Here is a 20060-nt window from a genome sequence, read left to right on the forward strand (position 1 = left end):
TTTTAGTGTATTCAATCAATATGAAATGGACACAATATGCAACTTTATCCGATTGAAACCATAACAACGAGTAATGATGATATTAATAGCATCATTAAATTATGGCAACAGCATCAGCAACATTTGCCAGTACAACAACCTTATTATGGTGTTTATACAAATTATGTGAATAATCAATTGGATAAATATGAGTTTTCTATTGCAACTGAAACACCGAATAACACTGGGATTCAACCCTATAGTATTGATTCTTCTATTTGGTATGAAACCTTTATTACTAGCACTGAATTTATCGGAAAAGCTTGGGAAAGCATTTGGCATAAATCTAAACAAGGTTTATTAAAACGTGCTTATTCCATTGATTATGAAAAATATTATCCAGATGGCAAAGTAGAAATTTATATTTCTATCATTCCCCACTGTTAAATAAAGAGAATTTTAAATGGCAATCAAACGAAGATGGTTTCGTCCCATTATGGTGACGGTTTCGGTATTTATTTACTCCATGTTTATTTCACTTGGCATGGCGTTAGCGAATAACGGCCTTACGCCAGATTTTTTATTTATTTGGACAAAAAATTGGCTCACGGCTTTTTGTGTCGCATTTCCAACCATTTGGTTTTTACAGCCATTGATTGCTAAATGGGTACATAATATTAAATTTACAGATTAACTTATTTCGAGTAACAGATTATGGCAAAACGAGATTATTATGATGTGCTAGGCATTCAAAAAGGGGCGGATGAAAAAGAAATCAAACGTGCCTACAAACGCCTCGCCATGAAATATCACCCCGATAGAACCAAGGGCGATAAAGACAGTGAAGAAAAATTTAAAGAAATCAACGAAGCCTACGAAATCTTAAATGATAAAGAAAAACGGGCGGCTTACGATCAATACGGTCACGCTGCCTTTGAACAAGGCGGATTCGGTGGCGGTGCTGGCGGATTTGGCGGTGGCTTTGGGGGTTTCGGTGGCTTTGAAGATATTTTCAGCGAAATGTTCGGCGGGGGCGGCGGTGGTCGTCAACGTGTAGTACGTGGTGACGATTTGCGTTATGACATTGAAATCACCTTGGAAGAGGCCGTGCGGGGTGTCACCAAAGACATTCAAATTCGCACCTTGGTGCATTGTGATGAATGTAACGGCACAGGGGCAGAAAAAGGTTCCAAAGTAGAAACCTGTTCAACCTGTCACGGACAGGGTCGGGTTCGCCGTCAACAAGGTTTCTTTGTCACCGAAACCGCTTGTCCGCATTGTCATGGTACAGGTAAGAAAATTGAAAAACCATGTAAACAATGCCACGGCGACGGACGTGTACACAAAACCGAAAGTCTGTCGGTTAAAATCCCAGCGGGTGTGGATACGGGCAACCAATTACGCTTAACGGGCAAAGGTGCTGCCGGTGAAAATGGTGCGCCAGCAGGGGATTTATATGTGGTTATTCATGTACAGGATCATCATATTTTTGAACGTGACGGCAATAATTTATACTGCGAGGTCCCGATTAGCTTTACCCAAGCCGCTCTTGGGGGCGAAATTGAAGTGCCGACCTTAGAGGGTCGTGCAAAATTAAAAATTCCAGAGGGCACCCAAACCGGTAAAATGTTCCGTATGCGTGGCAAAGGGATTACCGCCATGCGAAGTGGTTATGCGGGCGATTTAATTTGCAAAATCGTCGTAGAAACCCCGGTTTCCCTCAACGAAGAACAAAAAACCTTGTTACGTCAATTGGAAGAAAGTTTGGAGGGCCATGACACCCAAAGACCAAAACATTCCAGTTTCTTTGATGGCGTGAAGAAGTTTTTTGATAATTTGGGGAAATAGTGTTGCCCAAATAAGGTGCGAAGTATCGTCACCATACTTAACCCCGTACGAAAGTGCGGGGTATTTTTTCATTAAATAGAAAACAAATTTATCTTAAAAGATTGAATACTATCAGTTATAAAGTTATAATTTCGTTATCATCATTAACTCATTATCAACATGAATAAAATTGAATGGAAAGCCTCCGCTCGTAAAAATTTAAGCAAAATTTCAAATAGAGAAATTCGGCTCAAAATATTTAACACAATAGGGTTACTTGTCGATTGGCCAAATTGTCGTTTGGACATTAAGAAATTGCAAAATCGTTCAGATTATCGGCTACGAGTAGGCAATTACCGAGTTATTTTTGAAATTGACACGCAAGGCAATCCGATTATTATCACCATTAACCAAGTGGAGAAAAGAGATGAACGTACATACGCATAATGTGCAAATTGTCAATGATACCATGGGCAATCCCCTTGTGGCGATTTTGCCTTATACAGACTATGTTGACTTATTGCAAGAAAACAAAAAGCCTGAACCAACGGTTCCACACGAAGTGGTAGGACTGGTCGTTGTAGATGGACTTTCCCCTTTACAGGCTTGGCGAAAATATCTCAATATCACACAAAGCGAAGTGGCACGACGTTTGGGTATTTCTCAACCTGCCTATGCAAAATACGAAAAAGCGAAGCAATTAAAGTCTGCAATTAAAGAAAAAGTGGCAAAAGCGTTAAAACTTGCTCCCATTCAATTAGATTTTTAATATTTTATTTGTCCAAAGTGCGGTAAAATCTACCGCACTTTTTGCTTTTCAGAGATCGATTATGCTCACCCCAACCCAATCCATTGAAAAACCGGCCAATTTAGTGGCTTTTGCGTTTTTGTTAATTGCCTTTTTAACCGGCATTGCCTCCTCTTTTCAATTACCCACATTGAGCCTGTTTTTATCGCAAGAAATTCAGGTTTCCCCAGCCATGGTGGGGTATTTTTATGCTATTAATGCGTTAATTGGCATTGGGTTAAGCCAGCTACTCGCCAAATATTCCGACAATCTGGACGACCGCCGAAAAGTAATGATGTATTGCTGTATATTAGCGGTGGGCGGTTGTTTGGTGTTTGCGTTTATCCGAGATTATTGGTTATTAGTGATCTTGGGGACGACATTACTTGGCTTGGGCTCCTCCGCTAATCCACAATCTTTTGCGTTGGCACGAGAATATGCCGACAGCACAGGCAAAGAAACCGTGATGTTTTCCACCATTATGCGAACCCAAATCTCGCTAGCGTGGATTGTCGGGCCACCGTTGTCTTTTAGTATTGCGTTAAATTGGGGCTTTGATTGGATGTATTCCATTGCGGGCTTGGCGTTTGTTTTTTGTGGGTTGATTTCGATCACGCTATTACCCAAAGTGCCACGCAAAAAAACGGAAACCAATACGCCACGACAAGCCCCCACCAATAATCGAAAAAGTGTGCTGTATCTGTTTATCACCGTGTTTATGATCTTTAACTGTAACGGTATGTATTTGATTAATATGCCGTTATATGTGATCCACGAATTGCATTTATCCGCTGAACTGGCTGGGACATTAATGGGAACCGCCGCAGGATTAGAAATCCCGATCATGTTATTAGGCGGTTATTTAACCCAATATTTCAGCAAAAAAGCGTTAATTTTCACCGCACTATTCGCTGGTTTTCTGTTCTATTTTGGCTTATTATTTTTTCAAGAAACATGGCAATTAGTATTGTTGCAATTTTTCAACGCCATTTTTATCGGCATTATCGCCACCCTCGGTATGGTGTATTTCCAAGATTTAATGCCAAACCAAGCGGGCGCTGCCACCACATTATTTAGTAACGCCGCCAAATTAAGTTGGGTGGTATCTGGCCCAGTGGCGGGCTTATTGGCGCAATATTGGCATTATAGCTCAGTGTTTTATGTATCGTTTTTGATGATTGTGATTGGGGCGGTGTGCTTGGTGAAAGTGAAAGCAGTGGGTTAGCTACCCTCACCCTAGCCCTCTCCCAGAGGGAGAGGGGATTGGAATAACATGAGTTGATCGATAAGCCGAGTTCTGTCGTGGACAATCATTCCTCTAGGCGTACGTTCGCACGCACGCTCAAGCAACCTACCCGAACTCTGGACGGGCCATCCATTGAGTTCCTATTTGGTCTTGCTACGAGTGGAGTTTACCATGCCATGAACGGTTACCCGCCATGCGGTGCGCTCTTACCGCACCCTTTCACCCTTACCCCTCACCTACATTGTAAACAATCTAGGTGAGGGGCGGTCTGCTCTCTGTTGCACTGGTCGTGGGATCGCTCCCCCTAGGCGTTACCTAGCACTCTGCCCTGTGTAGCTCGGACTTTCCTCTCGTCTATTTGTCCCACTAGATCGTTCTTACGAACACGTTAGGGCTTCAATAAACCAGCGATTGTCTAACCAACTCGGGCGGTAGTATAACGGAATTTTTGCTAGAGTGAAATCAAAACTTGCGCTAAAATACCAACAACAATTTTAGGTGAATAAACAGCAGTTTTTTTCACCGCACTTTTGCTGGGGACAAAATGGATCATCTACACAATGCCCGTGAAACCATTACTATGGCAGAGCAGGCTTTAATAAAATTAAGTCAGAATTTAGACAATACCTTTAATCAAGTGATTGAGCTTATTCTACAATGTGACGGGCGAATTGCCGTCAGTGGCGTGGGCAAATCAGGCCTGATCGGGCAGAAAATTGTGGCCAGTCTTGCGTCCACTGGCACGCCGAGCTTTTTTTTACACCCCACCGAGGCCTTTCACGGCGATTTAGGTATGTTAAAACCCATTGATGTGGTGATTTTGATTTCTTATAGCGGTGAAAGCGACGAAGTCAATAAACTCATTCCTAGCTTGAAAAATTTTGGTAACAAAATCATTGCATTAACCAGCAATCCGCATTCCACCTTGGGCAAACACGCCGATTATGTGTTGGATATTAGTATCGAACGTGAGGCTTGCCCGAATAATCTTGCGCCGACCACCTCTGCGTTAGTCACCTTGGCGTTGGGTGATGCTTTAACCGTGGCATTAATCTATGCTCGAGATTTTAAACCCATTGATTTTGCCAAATTCCACCCAGGCGGTTCTCTTGGTCGTCGTTTGCTTTGCCGTGTAAAAGATCAAATGCAAACCCGCTTGCCTCTCACCTTGCCAAGCACCAGTTTTACAGACTGCTTGATGATTATGAACGAGGGCCGAATGGGCGTGGCCTTAGTGATGGAAAATAATCAATTACAAGGCATTATTACCGACGGTGATGTGCGCCGTGCGTTAACCACCAATGGGGCGACAACGCTAACACAAACCGCACAAGATTTAATGACCCGCAACCCGAAAACCATTCACCAAGATGAATTTTTATCCTCCGCTGAAATCTTTATGAAAGAAAATAAAATTCACTCTTTAGTGGTAGTGAATGATCAGCGTGAAGTGGTGGGACTAATTGAATTCTCAAGCTAAAAAAGGCCAATATGTTAGAAAAATTACAAAAAATCAAATTCGTGATCACCGATATTGACGGCGTGTTAACCGATGGCTTGTTGCATTATGATGCCAACGGTGAGGCCATTAAAAGTTTCCACGTACGTGATGGTTTAGGCATTCGCATGCTGATGGAACAAGGTATTCAAGTGGCGGTATTGTCTGGACGCTCCTCCCCGATTTTACAAAAACGCATGGCGGATCTGGGCATTAGGTTATCCATATTAGGTAAACTAGAAAAAGAAACCGCTTGCTTTGAATTAATGCGACAAGCCAATGTTACGCCAGAACAAACGGCTTATATTGGTGATGACAGCGTGGATCTGCCTGCTTTTGCGGTCTGTGGTTTGGCTTTTGCGGTGGCGGATGCAGCCGATTACGTGAAAGATCAAGCGGATTATGTGCTCACCTTAGGCGGTGGCAAAGGGGCATTTCGTGAAATGTCGGATATGATTTTAGCTGCACAAAATAAAGCTGAAGTATACAATTCAGCCGTTGGCTTTTTGAAATCCGTTAAGAATATGGCGCAGTAACGTTGAAATTTTAAACAAAGCCCCCATATAAATCGTGATAAGTTCAAAATACGTTGACTTTTCATTCATTTAACATTAATTTAACGGAAGTTATTTTTATTACTTAAAAGGAAAATCTATGCAACAACAATCTCGTATTGTTTTAGGTGGTCGTGAGCAAAGCGAATCACTTCTTCAAACGCATAAAGTGTTACGCAACACTTACTTTTTATTAAGCCTGACCTTAGCCTTTTCTGCTATCGTGGCTTATGTTTCTATGTCACTGAATTTACCTCGTCCAGGTATCATTGTGATGTTAGTGGGTTTTTATGGTTTATTGTTTTTAACCAATGCCTTAGCCAATAGTGCGGCGGGAATTTTAGCTGTTTTTGCCTTTACTGGCTTTTTAGGTTACACCATTGGGCCGATTTTAAACGCCTATGTGGGGGCAGGTTTAAGTGACGCTATCGTCCTTGCGTTAGGCGGTACCGCAGCGACATTCTTTGCTTGTTCGGCTTATGTCTTAACTACTAAGAAAGATATGTCTTTCTTGTCTGGCATGATGTTTGCCTTATTTATCGTGTTGTTAATCGGCATGGTAGCGAATATTTTCTTAAACATGCCAGCCTTGCATGTGGCCATGAGTGCATTATTTGTCTTGTTCTCTGCCGGTGGGATTTTATTTGAAACCAGCAACATTATTCACGGTGGCGAAACCAACTATATTCGTGCCACAGTGAGTCTATTCGTTTCAATTTATAACTTATTCATCAGCCTATTAAATTTACTCGGTATTTTCCGTGGTGATGATTAGTTTAACCAATTGATAAAATAATAATGAAACGTCCCTATTGTGGGGCGTTTTTTTGTTATAATCACCCAAAAAGTAAGGGTATGGCATGCTTGAAGTGAACCAAATACAAATTGAAACCGATTCTGCAGGTTATCTGTTGGATTTAAATCAGTGGAATGAAGAAGTGGCTATGGCGATTGCCGAGCAGGAAGATCTGTCACTGACGGATGCCCATTGGGAAGTGATTTACTTTGTGCGGTCATTTTATCAAGAATATAAAACGTCGCCAGCCATTCGCATGCTGGTGAAAGCCATGGCGGAAAAATTGGGGGCTGACAAAGGCAACAGTCGCTATTTACAACGTTTATTCCCTGATGGACCGGCTAAGCAAGCCACTAAATTGGCCGGATTACCCAAACCGGCAAAATGCTTATAAGCTAGCGGCATAGCTAAATGATAATCAATTTGATAATGAGAATGATTATCGCTTGACTTAGTGAAATATATACTTATAATTCGTAGGGCAATTCGGTTCTATGGAACCGCATTGTAGATAAATCATGTTAAAGTTTACATTCATTTATTAAGGAGAAACTATGAAAAAACTTGCTAAACTGATGTTAATTACCCTACTTGCCGCTACTGCCACCAGCAGTTATGCGAAATTTAAAGTGGCCACCACCTTTACGGTGATTCAAGATATTGCACAAAATGTGGCTGGAGAGGCTGCGGATATATATTCTATCACTAAGCCAGGGGCAGAAATTCATGAATATCAGCCGACACCAAAAGATCTGGCTCAGGCTCAATCGGCAGATTTGATTCTATGGAATGGATTAAATCTAGAACGCTGGTTTGAGAAATTTTTCCAAAATATGAAAAATGTACCTGCGGTTGTGGTGACAGAAGGGATTACCCCACTGTCCATTTATGAAGGGGAATATCAAGGTAAACCGAATCCCCATTCTTGGATGTCCACTTCCAATGCGTTGATTTATATTGAAAACATTAAAAATGCGTTGAGCAAATATGACCCAGCGAATGCGGAAACTTATAATAAAAATGCCGCTGTTTATGCGGAAAAAATTAAGGCATTAGATGCACCGTTACGTGAAAAATTAATGCAAGTCCCCGAACAAAAACGTTGGTTAGTCACCAGTGAAGGTGCCTTTAGTTACTTAGCGAAAGATTATGGTTATCATGAACTTTATCTTTGGGCAGTGAATGCGGAACAACAAGGCACGCCAAAACAAGTGCGTAAAGTGATTGATGAAGTCCGCAAACACAATATTCCTGTGGTGTTTAGCGAAAGTACCATTTCGGATAAAGCTATGAAACAAGTGGCCAAAGAAACAGGGGCAAAATACGGTGGCGTGCTGTATGTGGATTCACTTTCCACAGCGGATGGCCCTGTTCCAACCTATATTGATTTATTAAAAACCACGGTTTCCACTGTTGCACAGGGATTTGAAAAATAAGGATTTGAAAAATAATGCAAAATATTACTGCTGCTATTGATATTGAAAATGTCACTGTTCGTTATAATAATGGGCATATTGCTATTCAAAATGTCTCGTTCCAACTAGAAGGCGGAACGATCTGTGCCTTGCTTGGTGTCAATGGTGGCGGTAAATCAACCTTATTTAAAAGTATTATGGGCTTGATCCGCTATCAACAAGGCAATATTCAGCTTTGCCATTTGCCGGTGGAAAAGGCCCTGAAACAAAATCTGATTTCCTATGTGCCACAAAGTGAAGATGTGGACTGGCAATTTCCTGTGTCTGTGTATGACGTGGTAATGCAAGGGCGTTATGGTTATATGAATTTTCTACGCATTCCCACCGCACTTGATAAGCAAAAAGTCCAGCAAGCCATGGAACGTGTGGATATTCAACATTTAGCAGATCGCCAAATTGGTGAACTTTCCGGCGGTCAAAAAAAACGTGTATTCTTGGCGCGTGCGTTAGCTCAACAAAGTAAAGTGATTTTGCTTGATGAACCCTTTACCGGCGTGGATGTAAAAACCGAAAATGCCATTGTGGATTTACTCGGTCAACTGCGTCAAGAAGGGCATTTAATTTTAGTTTCGACCCACAATTTAGGATCTGTGCCAGATTTTTGTGATCAAGTGGTGATGATTAATCGTACCGTGATTGCCGCCGGTTCCACCGAAAGCACCTTTAACCAACATAATTTAGAGAAATTATTTGGTGGGGTTTTACGCCATGTTAAATTGGCTAATCGAGATTTGCATGATGATGAAGATGAACGTGCGGTCACGGTATTAACTGATGATGAACGCCCTGCGGTGTTCTATGGGCAAACCAAAATCGATCCACCTGCCCCGATCCGCAAAAAAGATGTACAGGAACAGCCATAATGTTAGACATTTTACTTGAACCCTTTCATTACAATTATATGGTCAAAGCCATTTGGGTCAGTGCTGGCGTGGGGGGAATTTGTGCGTTTTTATCCGCTTATTTAATGCTAAAAGGCTGGTCACTGATTGGTGATGCCCTTTCGCATTCCGTTGTCCCCGGTGTGGCCATTGCCTATTCACTCGCTTTGCCTTATTCCGTTGGGGCATTTTTTTCTGGCATTTTAGCCGCACTTTCGATTCTTTGGGTCAAATCCATGACCAAACTCAAAGAAGATGCCATTATTGGCTTTATTTTTACCACTTTTTTTGCCATTGGATTGTTAATTGTGTCGTTAAATCCAACTGCTGTGGATGTACAAAGCATTGTACTCGGCAATATTTTGGGCATTTCTGATGAAGATGTGGTGCAAATTGCGATCATTATCAGTGTGGCCACCCTGTTGCTTTTACTCTTTTGGAAAAATTTATTGCTGGTGTTCTTTGATGAAATTCAAGCCATTTCGGTCGGGTTATCCCCTTATCGTTATAAAGTGTTATTTTTCAGTTTGTTAAGTGCCTGTATTGTGGCAGCATTGCAAACCGTTGGAGCAATTTTAGTCATTGCCATGGTGGTGACACCGGGGGCAACCGCCTATTTGCTCACCGATAAATTCCATAAACTGATTATTATTGCGGTATGTTTAGGCATCAGCACCAGCATTATTGGGGCGTATGTCAGCTATTTCCTAGACGGTGCCACCGGTGGATTAATCATCTGCTTACAAACCCTATTATTTTTGTTAGCGTTCTTTTTCTCGCCTAAATATGGCCTGTTTATGCGAAATAAACCGCTCGTCACTGGGGAGAATCGCTAATGGAAACCTTGATGAATTGGTTTATTGAACCGCTTTCTTACCCTTTTATGCAAATGGCATTAGCCACAGCCGTGGTGGTGGCGATTGTGTGTGCGGTGTTATCCTGCTATTTGGTATTAAAAGGCTGGTCATTAATGGGGGACGCCATTTCCCATGCAGTATTACCCGGTATCGTGCTGGCTTATGTGTGTGGTCTCCCTTTGATGTTGGGTGCCTTTCTGTCTGGCTTATTTTGTTCCTTAGCCATTGGTTATTTAAAAGAAAATAGCCGAATCAAAGAGGACACCGTGATGGGCATTGTGTTTTCAGGTATGTTTGCCTTTGGCTTGGTATTGTTTGTCAAAGTGGAAAGCGATCAGCACTTAACTCATGTGTTATTTGGTAATTTACTCGGCGTGGGACTAAACGACTTTCTGCAAATTTTAGTCATTTCAGTGTTGATTTTCTTCACCATGTTATTAAAACGCCGTGATTTCTTACTGTTCTGTTTTGACCCAAGTCACGCTCGAGTCGCTGGTTTATCCCCAAGGATCTTACACTATGGCTTACTTGCCCTGTTAGCCCTGACGATAGTAGAAGCCATGCAAGTGGTGGGGGTTATTTTGGTGGTCGCCATGTTAATTTCACCGGGGATTACCGCTTTTATGCTGACCAAGAAATTTGACTATATGATTGCCATTGCCATGGTGAGTTCTGTGTTGTCGAGTTTCTTAGGGACGCTTATTAGCTTTCATCTCAATGCGGATATTGGCCCTTGTATCATTCTGTTACAAGCGGTTCTGTTTATCTTCGCATTAGTTTATTCAAAATTTAAAATATCCTCTATTCATCCTGTAAAAAGTGCGGTGTAAAAATGAAGAATATTCAATTAGAACAACGGATTAACCAAAAATTAAATGCACAAGCCATTAATGACTATGCCCCGAATGGATTACAAGTGGAAGGCAAGGCGGAAATCAAAAAAATCATCACAGGCGTCACCGCTAGCCTTGCCTTAATTGATTATGCCATTCAACAACAAGCCGATGCCATTTTGGTGCATCATGGCTATTTTTGGAAAAGCGAAAATCCTTGTATTCGGGGCATGAAAGGCGAACGGATTAAACGCTTGTTAGTCAATGACATCAATCTATATGGCTATCACTTGCCGTTAGATATTCATCCTGAATTGGGCAATAACGCCTTATTAGCTAAATCGCTCGGCATTGACAATTTACAACCGTTAGAACAAGGTTCAACCAGTATTCCAATGTGGGGCATGTTGAGTGAACCAGTTTCTGTGCAAGATTTTCAACAACGCATTGCTAAAGTATTAGGCAAAAAACCGATCACCTGTGATGTGGAAAAATTTAACCCAAATGCACCGCACTTTATCCAAAAAATCGGTATTTGTACGGGGGGCGGTCAAGGTTACATTGATTTGGCTTACGCACAAGGCTGTGATGCCTTTATCAGCGGTGAAATTTCCGAACAAACCACCCATTCTGCAAGAGAACAAGGCATTCATTATTTCGCCTGCGGACATCATGCCACTGAACGCTGCGGAATCCAAGCCTTAGGCGAATGGTTAGCGTCTGAATATGATTTGGATGTAGAATTTGTGGATATTGATAATCCAGCTTAATCATGAAAACCATTTATTTAATTCGTCATGCGGAAAGTCTTGCCAATTCAGGAGCCAAAAGTTTACCCGATAAAGACATTCCATTAAGCGAACAGGGACAAAGACAAGCTCAGGGGATCATTCCACATTTACCACCGAGCCAGCATGTGTTTACTTCTGAATTTGTACGCACACAACAAACAGCACAACCCTATTTACAACATTATCAATTAACCGCACAAATTCTACCCGAACTGAACGAATTTTCTTACTTGCCTTTGAGCTTAATTGACGGACTCAATGGCGAACAACGTCGCCCCATTAGCCAAGCCTACTGGCAACGAGCCAATCCCTTAGAAAAGTGCGGTGAAAATACGGATAGTTTTGCCGAATTTAATCAACGTATTGTGCATTTTCTGCATCAAGCCAAGACATTACCCGATCAAAGTTTGTGTTTTACGCACGGTATTTGGATCGCCTTATTGGTCTGGCGACTGCTAGGCTTTTCAGCTAACACGAGCGAAGATATGCGAAAATTCCGTCAATTCCAACCGCACTTACCAATGCCGAATACGGCTATTTGGCGGTTGAATTTGAGTACGGAACAAACTTGGCAAATCAGCTCATTTACGTAATCATGTTGTGATAAGCTACAACAAACTGCTCCGCAAAATATGATTGACTCTGGTCTGCCAACCTGCCCCCGAGTTTTTAAGATAATCGACAACTTCTTTATCTAAACGAATTGATATAGCCACTTTAGTTTGGGCTGATTTTGGGCGACCACGGCGAATCAGTTTGTCACCTTGGTATAAATCCGCTTGCTCAAAATACGCATCATCCAATTCTGGTGCCTCATCTAAGATGCTGTTCATATTTTCTAATTTCTCGCTCATTGGCTTTCCTCATTGAAATAATGCGTCTATGGGTAGGACGAATTGAATTTGGACGATATGTCCATACAACCACCACCATTTTCGCTGACTTTAATCTCCCAATAGAGATATAACGTGTTTCACCGTAATCTTGCCTTGTATCTTCCAAGGTAAAGTGCTGTCCTGCAAAGATTTCATTTGCCATAGCAAAGTCAAGCTCTCTTTCGAGTAGCGTTATCTCTCGTTTTTTGGGATCAAATTCAATTTTCAATTGATTATAACTCACAATTTGTGTATATACAATAATTAATGGATATTTTAATCCTAGCAAAAGAGTAAAAACTACGCCACTTTTCACCGCAGTTTTTGGAATCAAGATCACAAAAACAAAGAAAATTAGGGCAGATTTAACACATAATGCAAACCAAAACAGTTGATAAATCATACGATTAGTTTTGAGCGGAATTTGACATCTGAGAAAAAATATGTTTATTATAAAAGCACCTAGTCATTCATTCAGTAATCACTAGGTAACTAAAACAACAACATACAATCGCATAAATAAGGAGAATATAATGAGTCAATTCGATAAAAAACGTGAAGAATTATTAGATGAAATTCGTGACATTCTAACTAACGCAGAAGATTTATTTGATGAAAAAAGTAAATCTGGCGAAGCAGAATTGAAAAAATTAAAAGAGAAATTAAATTCTCGTGTGGGTGATGTCAAAGAAAAATTTGCTGGCTTACAAGAAGATGCCGTGGCCAGTGCAAAACAAGTGGTGAAACAAACCGATTCCTTGGTTCAAGACAATCCTTATAAAGCTGTCGGGGTGGCTGGTGTAATCGGTTTATTATTGGGTGTATTAATTAGCAAAAAATAATCACGCATTGTACTGATTCAGCAGAGTTGCTTGGCGACAGGCAACTCCCTTTAACTTCATGTTCTAAGGACATCCTATGCAGACAATTCAAAATATCAAAACTGGCGTAAAAAATATGCTAATAACGACCCTTGAATTAGCTCAGGTTCGCTTAGAAATGGCACGGATAGAACTCCGCCAACATACGCAACAATTGGTTGCCGTATTAATTTCAGCCCTGTTACTCATTGTATTTCTGTTTATTGCATTAATGAGTGGGTTATTTGCCGTCAACGCTTATTTTGATGATCCTAGCCAACGTTTAATCGCCTTTATGAGTATCAGCGGTGTCGCACTATTGTTGGTGTTGTTGTGCATGTTTATGATATTAAACGCCTTAAAAAAACAACGCGGTTTTATGCAACGCACAATGGAAGAAGTCAAATTAGATATTGTCGCATTAAAACAATTAGCCAATCGCACGGAATAATCGGAGGGTATATGAAAGATCACTTAACCGAAGAAAAAGAATTGCTTATCCTGAAAGGTGATGCCCTACGAATGAAATTATTAGCCCAAAGTCAGCATACTCAGCATCACATTGCTTACCCATTAGCACAGATTAAGCACGTCAGTTCAACCCTTGCTCAACCCGCAATGCGAGCTTTATTTCTTTCCTTGCTCAATCGAAAATTGCTTTCAGTAAAAGGATTAACTTATTCCGCCTTAGGATTAGGTGCCATTTATCTGTTAAATAATAAAAATAAATAATTCTCAGGTCAGCTTTGCGTTATGGCCTTTTTGCCTTATACTAAGCACAATTTTTACTAATCAACAATTATAGGATTTCAAAATGGGTTTCTTAACAGGTAAACGAATTTTAGTCACTGGTCTTGCTAGCAATCGTTCTATTGCTTACGGTATTGCTAAGGCCATGAAAGCACAAGGTGCTGAATTAGCATTCACGTATTTAAACGATAAATTACAACCTCGTGTAGAAGAATTTGCCAAAGAATTTGGTTCAAATATTGTTCTGCCATTAGATGTTGCCACGGATGAAAGTATTCAACATTGCTTTGCTGAATTAAGCAAAACATGGGAAAAATTTGACGGTTTTGTGCATGCTATTGCATTCGCACCAGGTGATCAATTAGACGGTGACTATGTCAATGCAGCGACTCGTGATGGTTATCGCATTGCACATGATATTAGTGCATACAGTTTTGTCGCTATGGCACAAGCGGCTCGTCCGTTCTTAACTGAAAATGCCGCACTTTTAACCCTATCTTATTTAGGGGCAGAACGTGCTATTCCAAACTACAATGTGATGTGTTTAGCCAAAGCCTCATTAGAAGCGGCAACTCGTGTAATGGCAGCCGATTTAGGTAAACAAGGGATTCGTGTTAACGCCATTTCCGCCGGTCCAATCCGTACCCTTGCGGCATCAGGCATTAAGAACTTCAAAAAAATGTTATCCGCTTTCGAAAATACGGCCGCATTACGTCGTACCGTAACCATTGATGACGTGGGTAATTCAGCCGCATTCTTATGTTCTGACTTAGCCTCTGGTGTAACAGGCGAAATTTTGCATGTTGACGCTGGCTTTAGTATCACCGCCATGGGCGAATTAGGCGAAGAATAATTTTGAAAATTATTTTATGTAGGGGCGTATTGCATACGCCCTTATGTTCGTTCTAACGTTCTTCATTTATTTTGGGCGTATGCAATACGCCCCTACAATCTTATCATACATAAAGACAAAAAAATGTTCCAAAACAACCCCCTACTCTCCCAACTCAAACAACAACTGCACGATAGCAAAGTACGTGTGGAAGGCACGGTAAAAGGTACGGATAAAGCCTATGGCTTTCTCGAAACCGATAAAGAAACCTTTTTTATCGCACCACCCGAGATGAAAAAAGTGGTACACGGCGACAAAATTAAAGCTGTGATCGAAGAAGTGGGCGACAAAAAGCAAGCGGTTCCCGAAGAATTAGTGGAAACCATGCTCACCCGATTTATTGCTAAAGTGCGGTTTAATAAAGACAATAAATTACAAGTATTAGTAGATCACCCGAATATTAATCAGCCGATCGGTGCCGTTCAGTTAAAAACTGTGCCAGAAGAATTAAAAGAAGGCGACTGGGTGGTGGCAACGCTTAAAACCCACCCCTTACGTGATGATCGTTTCTTATTTGCTCAGATCAGTGAATTTATTTGCCGTGCAGAAGATGAATTTGCGCCATGGTGGGTGACGTTGGCACGTCATCAGCAATCACGACATCCGGTTCAAGGGCAAGATCAGTACGAAATGCTTGATCAACAAACTCGTGAAGATTTAACCGCACTTCATTTTGTCACCATTGACAGCGAAAGCACGCAGGATATGGATGATGCGTTATATATCGAAAAGATCGAACAAAATAATGCACAAACAGGCTGGCGTTTAGTGGTGGCGATTGCCGATCCAACAGCCTATATTGATGTCAATTCACAAATTGAAAAAGATGCCAAACAACGCTGTTTCACTAACTATTTACCAGGCTTTAACATTCCTATGTTGCCACGTGAATTGTCCGACGATCTTTGTTCGTTAATGCCCAATGAAACTCGCCCAGCTTTAGTTTGTTATATTGAAACCGATCTTAAGGGAGAAATCACCAATCAACCTTATTTTGTTTCTGCTTATGTGCAATCTAAAGCAAAACTGGCTTATAACAAAGTGTCCGATTATTTGGAGCAACAACCGAATGCGTGGCAACCTGAAACCACGCAAATCGCCGAACAAGTCAACAATTTACACCAATTTGCGTTGGCTCGTATGCAATGGCGTAAAACGCACGGTTTATTATTTAAAGAAAAACCTGATTATAGTTTTGTACTGGCAGAAAATGGTCACGTGTTAGAGATCAAAGCCGAACACCGCCGTATTGCTAATCAAATCGTGGAAGAATCCATGATTATTGCCAATATTTGTGCGGCACATTATCTTGATGAACAAACTCAAACAGGAATTTTCAATGTGCATAAAGGCTTTGATACGAAATTCCTTGCCAATGCCCATCATTTCTTGATGGCAAATTTTGCCAATGATGAAAATCGAGCAGAATTAGAGCAGCGTTATTCGGTGGAAAATTTGAGTACGCTCAGTGGCTATTGCCAAATGCGACACGACATTGAACCCTTTGACGGTGATTATTACGAATTCCGCTTACGCCGTTTCTTAACCTTTGCCGAATTTAAAGCCGAATTAGCACCGCACTTTGGCTTAGGATTAAGCGGTTACGCCACATGGACATCACCGATTCGTAAATATTCCGACATGGTCAACCACCGTTTAATCAAAGCAGCGATTGCTCAACAGGGCAACTATCAAAAACCCGCTGATGAAATTTTGGCACGTCTACAAGAAGCACGCCGTCAAAATCGCTTAGTCGAACGAGATATTGCCGATTGGTTATATTGCCGTTATCTTAATGAAAAAGTAGCACAAAAACCACAATTTGAGGCAGAAGTGCAAGATGTCATGCGTGGCGGTTTACGTGTGCAACTGTTAGAAAATGGGGCAAGCGTGTTTATTCCAGCCTCGACCATTCACCCGAATAAAGAGGAAATGGAAGTCAATTCTGATGAAATTGCCTTATATATCAAAGGTGAACGCTGTTATAAAATTGGTGATATTGTTAATATGCAATTAAACGAAGTGAAAGAAGAAACACGAAGTTTGATCGGGGAACTGATTCTCTAAATAAAAAATCCGCCTCCTAAGTTATCGGAAAGACTTCCGTTTTTTAGGGGGCGGAGGCTATCAAAGGATAATCATTAAAAACCAAATACGCCACGAATAGAATTAATTGCGCCCACCGCAGATTGTACGGCAGAAGAACCTTGGCGAATCGTTTCCGAATAACCCTGCGCTTTTGCGGCTTGAGATTGCGCTTCTTCTACTTCATTCGCTCGTTGTTTGTGATATTGATCTATTTCAGCTTGTGTTACACGAGAGGAATTCACTCCTCTTGAGGCATTAATCTCACCGCTCCCTGCACAGGCCGTTAATAAAGTAATTGAACTAACTAATACCAATACTTTTTTCATAGAATGTCCCTTTTGTTAATAAAGAATTTGGATAGATTGTTTACTACGATTTTCATAAGCCTTATTAATGGCTTTTGCCTCATTCATTTGCATTTCACCAAGATCTTGAATACTGTCCTTACGTTTTTGACGCATATCTTTATAATCTTGTTGTTCCATTGCTCGGATCTCTGCCCGTCGCTGTGCAATCGCCCCATCACTTTCAGGGGTAGGTTGAGGTAAATACATCGAACTTAAGGAAGAACAACCACACAGCAATAATCCTAAGCCGATCATCATGCTTTTCTTATTCATAACACTCCTTACTAAATTGAACTTAAATCTTCCCTATTGTAAAAAAAAAAAAATAATGTCAAGCAAGTAAAAAAAGATTTTTTTGAAAAATTTTAATCAGATAGGATGAAGATATAAAAAAACTGCGGTGAAAATCACCACAGTTTCTTCAATTAAGTAAAAAAGAGGAAAGATCTAGGCTGAAACAGGTTTCACAATCTCACTTGGATAACAGCCCAATACTTTTAAAAAGGTGCTGTATTGTTTTAATTCTTCCAACACTTGCTGAGTATTCGGATGATGAATATTGGCCTCAATTTCCAAATAAAACATTTCTTCCCACGGTGTACCATAAATCGGGCGAGACTCGAGTTTGGTCATATTAATTTGGTGTTTCTTAAACACATATAAGGCATCGACTAACGCCCCCGCTTGTTGACCTGTGGTCATCAATAACAAGGTTTTGCTAGCTATTTGTGGCGACACCGATAACGGTTCTTTCGCCAGTACAATAAAACGGGTGATATTATTAGGTTGATTGGCAATATCCGTTTTTAATACTCGCAAACCATATAAATGACCACCATCTTCATTGCCTAAAGCAGCAATATTCGGTTTATTCAAACTGGCGACTAATTCCATGGCATGCGAGCTACTTTCACAGTATTCAATATGCACACGATCCAAACTGCGAATAAATTGACTGCATTGTTGTATCACTTGCGGGTGACTATATAGCGTGTCAATTTGGCTAAGATCTTGCTGTTCATTCACCAACACACAATGTCTAATCGGATAAGCAAGTTCGCCCACCAAAGAAAGATCAGTGTGTTGTAATAAATCATACACATCATTAATAGATCCTGATGTGGTGTTTTCTAAAGGCAATACGCCGAGATCTGCCTCGCCTGCTTTGACTTTGTCAAACACCTGTTCAAAGGTGCTACAACTTAATTCGACTAACTGCTCTTGATAACGTGTAGCATAATTGCGAGCGGCTAAATGGGAATAAGATCCACGCTTGCCTAAAAACGCAATATGAATACTCTGCTCACGTTGTTGGTTGAGTTTTTTCTGTAAATAAACCTGTTGTGTTACTACCGAATCTTCAATAATTCGTTGGAAAATTTGCATAATGTACTGTGATTCCAACTGATAATTTTGGCTTTCGGCAAATTTGACTAATTCTTGTAATAAGATTTGCTCACGTTCTTCATCACGTAAGGGTTTTTGGGTAATTTCTTTGCTCCGCACCACATCAAAGGCCAAACGATGACGTTCTGATAATAATTTCAATAAACTGCGGTCAATTTGCGTAATCTGTTGGCGAATTTCCACTAAATCTTGTGCCATAAAATAACAATATCCTGTAATAAAAATAAGGGTCTGATGAATTTCAACAGACCCGATTATAGCATAGGGCTAAGATATTTTTTGCTAAAATCTAAATGATAGATACAAAAAAAGCCATACTTAATAAAGTATAGCTTTTTGATAACCTGAATTAAATCAGTACTTGCTGGGTTGCCATATAACCTTGCGGCACTGTTTGTTTATCCTCGAAAGTCACAAACTCCCAAGCCTCTTGATCATCTAATAAGGCACGTAATAATTTATTATTTAAACCATGGCCAGATTTATAAGCAGTAAATGCCCCAATCAGGTTGTAACCGCACATATATAAATCACCGATAGAATCTAACATTTTATGACGCACTAACTCATCTTTAAAACGTAACCCATCTTCGTTTAATACACGGTAATTATCTAACACAATGGCGTTATCCAAACTACCACCTAAGGCTAACCCTTGAGATTGGAGATACTCAATATCTTTCATAAAAGCAAAGGTTCTTGCTCGGCTAATTTGTTGCACAAAATTTTGTGCAGAAAAATCCAGTTGATAATGGCTTAATTTTTTCGGAATCGCTGGATGATTAAAATCAATGGTGAAGTCTAAATGGAACCCACGATAAGGTTTGATTTCCGCCCATTTATCACCCTCTTCTACCCGTACTGTTTTCTTCACACGAATAAATTTTTTCGCTGCATTTTGTTCTTCAATGCCAGCATCTAATAATAAATAGATGAACGGACTAGAACTGCCATCCATAATTGGAATTTCAGGCGCATCTACTTCAATAATCACATTATCAATGCCAAGCCCTGCAAGTGCCGCATTCAAATGTTCCACAGTAGAAATACGCACACCTTGATCATTCACCAAACAAGTACAAAGCATCGTATCACGCACTGCTTTCGCATCAGCGGGAAAGCTCACTGGCGGATTGAGATCAGTACGACAATAAATCACCCCTGTATTTACCGCCGCAGGGCGTAAATGCAAAGTCACTTTATTACCGCTGTGCAATCCCACACCAGTCACTTTAATGCTTTGTTTTAATGTTCTTTGTTTAATCATAGTTTTTCTCAACTTATACCAAAATGGGTGACATTTTGTTTCTCGTTATC

Annotated in this window: 27 protein-coding genes and 1 other RNA gene; 21 read left to right on the top strand and 7 right to left on the bottom strand. The window is 40.6% G+C overall.

Going from position 1 to position 20060, the window contains the following annotated elements:
* Window positions 1–36: 36 nt before the first annotated feature.
* The 6 genes from ACTG7Q_RS04395 (at window position 37) to ACTG7Q_RS04420 (ending at window position 3818) form a co-directional block, all read left to right on the top strand.
* Complete coding sequence (locus ACTG7Q_RS04395) at window positions 37–426, top strand: GyrI-like domain-containing protein (RefSeq protein ID WP_439241280.1); 390 nt, start codon at window positions 37–39, stop codon at window positions 424–426.
* Window positions 427–442: 16 nt separating this feature from the next.
* Window positions 443–673, top strand: coding sequence for a DUF2798 domain-containing protein (locus ACTG7Q_RS04400; protein WP_439241282.1), 231 nt, complete (start codon window positions 443–445; stop codon window positions 671–673).
* 20 nt (window positions 674–693) lie between these two features.
* Window positions 694–1827, top strand: a complete 1134-nt coding sequence (gene dnaJ / locus ACTG7Q_RS04405; RefSeq protein ID WP_439241284.1) for a molecular chaperone DnaJ — start codon at window positions 694–696, stop codon at window positions 1825–1827.
* A 159-nt stretch (window positions 1828–1986) separates the two neighbouring features.
* A complete protein-coding gene (locus ACTG7Q_RS04410) occupies window positions 1987–2253 on the top strand; it encodes a type II toxin-antitoxin system RelE family toxin (protein ID WP_439241286.1) in 267 nt (88 codons plus the stop codon).
* Window positions 2234–2575 carry a helix-turn-helix domain-containing protein gene (locus ACTG7Q_RS04415; protein WP_439241288.1) on the top strand — a complete coding sequence of 114 codons (342 nt, stop codon included), beginning with the start codon at window positions 2234–2236 and terminating at the stop codon, window positions 2573–2575. Before ACTG7Q_RS04410 ends, ACTG7Q_RS04415 begins: the two co-directional genes overlap by 20 nt.
* 61 nt (window positions 2576–2636) lie before the next feature.
* Window positions 2637–3818: an MFS transporter gene (locus ACTG7Q_RS04420; protein ID WP_439241290.1), complete on the top strand. Its 1182-nt coding sequence runs from the start codon at window positions 2637–2639 to the stop codon at window positions 3816–3818.
* Between the two features lie 45 nt (window positions 3819–3863).
* Here the strand turns inward: ACTG7Q_RS04420 and rnpB are convergent.
* Window positions 3864–4266: RNase P RNA component class A (rnpB, locus tag ACTG7Q_RS04425), an RNA gene on the bottom strand.
* A 117-nt stretch (window positions 4267–4383) separates the two neighbouring features.
* Between rnpB and ACTG7Q_RS04430 the strand changes: the two genes are divergently transcribed.
* The 10 genes from ACTG7Q_RS04430 (at window position 4384) to ACTG7Q_RS04475 (ending at window position 12117) form a co-directional block, all read left to right on the top strand.
* On the top strand, window positions 4384–5319 hold the full coding sequence (locus tag ACTG7Q_RS04430) for a KpsF/GutQ family sugar isomerase (protein WP_439241292.1): 936 nt from the start codon (window positions 4384–4386) through the stop codon (window positions 5317–5319).
* A gap of 11 nt (window positions 5320–5330) precedes the next feature.
* The gene (locus tag ACTG7Q_RS04435) at window positions 5331–5873 is read left to right on the top strand and encodes a KdsC family phosphatase (protein WP_439241294.1); all 543 of its coding nucleotides are present in this window, start codon (window positions 5331–5333) and stop codon (window positions 5871–5873) included.
* Window positions 5874–5991: 118 nt separating this feature from the next.
* The gene (locus tag ACTG7Q_RS04440; protein ID WP_439241296.1) at window positions 5992–6666 is read left to right on the top strand and encodes a Bax inhibitor-1 family protein; all 675 of its coding nucleotides are present in this window, start codon (window positions 5992–5994) and stop codon (window positions 6664–6666) included.
* Between the two features lie 85 nt (window positions 6667–6751).
* Entirely contained in the window at window positions 6752–7081 is a 330-nt protein-coding gene (locus ACTG7Q_RS04445; RefSeq protein WP_439241298.1) for a TusE/DsrC/DsvC family sulfur relay protein, read from the top strand.
* Between the two features lie 160 nt (window positions 7082–7241).
* The gene (locus ACTG7Q_RS04450) at window positions 7242–8123 is read left to right on the top strand and encodes a metal ABC transporter substrate-binding protein (protein WP_439241300.1); all 882 of its coding nucleotides are present in this window, start codon (window positions 7242–7244) and stop codon (window positions 8121–8123) included.
* Between the two features lie 14 nt (window positions 8124–8137).
* Complete coding sequence (locus ACTG7Q_RS04455; RefSeq protein WP_439241302.1) at window positions 8138–9025, top strand: ATP-binding cassette domain-containing protein; 888 nt, start codon at window positions 8138–8140, stop codon at window positions 9023–9025.
* Entirely contained in the window at window positions 9025–9879 is an 855-nt protein-coding gene (locus ACTG7Q_RS04460; RefSeq protein ID WP_439241304.1) for a metal ABC transporter permease, read from the top strand. Before ACTG7Q_RS04455 ends, ACTG7Q_RS04460 begins: the two co-directional genes overlap by 1 nt.
* Complete coding sequence (locus ACTG7Q_RS04465) at window positions 9879–10730, top strand: metal ABC transporter permease (protein ID WP_439241306.1); 852 nt, start codon at window positions 9879–9881, stop codon at window positions 10728–10730. Before ACTG7Q_RS04460 ends, ACTG7Q_RS04465 begins: the two co-directional genes overlap by 1 nt.
* A 2-nt stretch (window positions 10731–10732) precedes the next feature.
* Complete coding sequence (locus ACTG7Q_RS04470; protein WP_439241308.1) at window positions 10733–11503, top strand: Nif3-like dinuclear metal center hexameric protein; 771 nt, start codon at window positions 10733–10735, stop codon at window positions 11501–11503.
* Window positions 11504–11505: 2 nt separating this feature from the next.
* Window positions 11506–12117: a histidine phosphatase family protein gene (locus ACTG7Q_RS04475; RefSeq protein ID WP_439241310.1), complete on the top strand. Its 612-nt coding sequence runs from the start codon at window positions 11506–11508 to the stop codon at window positions 12115–12117.
* 15 nt (window positions 12118–12132) lie between these two features.
* Here ACTG7Q_RS04475 and ACTG7Q_RS04480 read toward each other — a convergent pair whose 3' ends face one another.
* Together ACTG7Q_RS04480 and ACTG7Q_RS04485 are read right to left on the bottom strand one after the other, a co-directional pair.
* Entirely contained in the window at window positions 12133–12378 is a 246-nt protein-coding gene (locus ACTG7Q_RS04480) for a BrnA antitoxin family protein (protein ID WP_439241312.1), read from the bottom strand.
* The gene (locus ACTG7Q_RS04485) at window positions 12338–12802 is read right to left on the bottom strand and encodes a BrnT family toxin (RefSeq protein ID WP_439241314.1); all 465 of its coding nucleotides are present in this window, start codon (window positions 12800–12802) and stop codon (window positions 12338–12340) included. The genes ACTG7Q_RS04480 and ACTG7Q_RS04485 overlap by 41 nt, the downstream gene beginning before the upstream one ends.
* Before the next feature lie 127 nt (window positions 12803–12929).
* Between ACTG7Q_RS04485 and ACTG7Q_RS04490 the strand changes: the two genes are divergently transcribed.
* From ACTG7Q_RS04490 to rnb, 5 genes are all read left to right on the top strand, one after another.
* Window positions 12930–13241 carry a DUF883 family protein gene (locus ACTG7Q_RS04490; RefSeq protein ID WP_439241526.1) on the top strand — a complete coding sequence of 104 codons (312 nt, stop codon included), beginning with the start codon at window positions 12930–12932 and terminating at the stop codon, window positions 13239–13241.
* 76 nt (window positions 13242–13317) lie between these two features.
* Window positions 13318–13710, top strand: a complete 393-nt coding sequence (locus ACTG7Q_RS04495; protein WP_439241316.1) for a phage holin family protein — start codon at window positions 13318–13320, stop codon at window positions 13708–13710.
* A gap of 11 nt (window positions 13711–13721) precedes the next feature.
* Window positions 13722–13991: a hypothetical protein gene (locus ACTG7Q_RS04500; protein WP_439241318.1), complete on the top strand. Its 270-nt coding sequence runs from the start codon at window positions 13722–13724 to the stop codon at window positions 13989–13991.
* An 82-nt stretch (window positions 13992–14073) separates the two neighbouring features.
* Window positions 14074–14862: an enoyl-ACP reductase FabI gene (locus ACTG7Q_RS04505; protein WP_439241320.1), complete on the top strand. Its 789-nt coding sequence runs from the start codon at window positions 14074–14076 to the stop codon at window positions 14860–14862.
* Window positions 14863–14985: 123 nt separating this feature from the next.
* Window positions 14986–16968 carry an exoribonuclease II gene (gene rnb, locus ACTG7Q_RS04510; RefSeq protein ID WP_439241322.1) on the top strand — a complete coding sequence of 661 codons (1983 nt, stop codon included), beginning with the start codon at window positions 14986–14988 and terminating at the stop codon, window positions 16966–16968.
* Between the two features lie 74 nt (window positions 16969–17042).
* On the opposite strand, the gene ACTG7Q_RS04515 is transcribed toward rnb, so the two are convergent.
* The 4 genes from ACTG7Q_RS04515 to lpxC form a co-directional block, all read right to left on the bottom strand.
* Window positions 17043–17315 (bottom strand): NGK_0946 family protein, encoded by a 273-nt coding sequence (locus ACTG7Q_RS04515; RefSeq protein WP_439241324.1) that lies wholly within the window; start codon window positions 17313–17315, stop codon window positions 17043–17045.
* A gap of 15 nt (window positions 17316–17330) precedes the next feature.
* On the bottom strand, window positions 17331–17609 hold the full coding sequence (locus tag ACTG7Q_RS04520; protein ID WP_439241326.1) for a hypothetical protein: 279 nt from the start codon (window positions 17607–17609) through the stop codon (window positions 17331–17333).
* A 174-nt stretch (window positions 17610–17783) separates the two neighbouring features.
* Entirely contained in the window at window positions 17784–18941 is a 1158-nt protein-coding gene (pheA, locus tag ACTG7Q_RS04525) for a prephenate dehydratase (protein WP_439241328.1), read from the bottom strand.
* Between the two features lie 151 nt (window positions 18942–19092).
* On the bottom strand, window positions 19093–20010 hold the full coding sequence (gene lpxC, locus ACTG7Q_RS04530; RefSeq protein ID WP_439241330.1) for a UDP-3-O-acyl-N-acetylglucosamine deacetylase: 918 nt from the start codon (window positions 20008–20010) through the stop codon (window positions 19093–19095).
* Window positions 20011–20060: the final 50 nt, after the last annotated feature.

The sequence above is a fragment of the Lonepinella sp. BR2474 genome, from assembly GCF_051851555.1.
Taxonomy (GTDB): Bacteria; Pseudomonadota; Gammaproteobacteria; order Enterobacterales; family Pasteurellaceae; genus Lonepinella.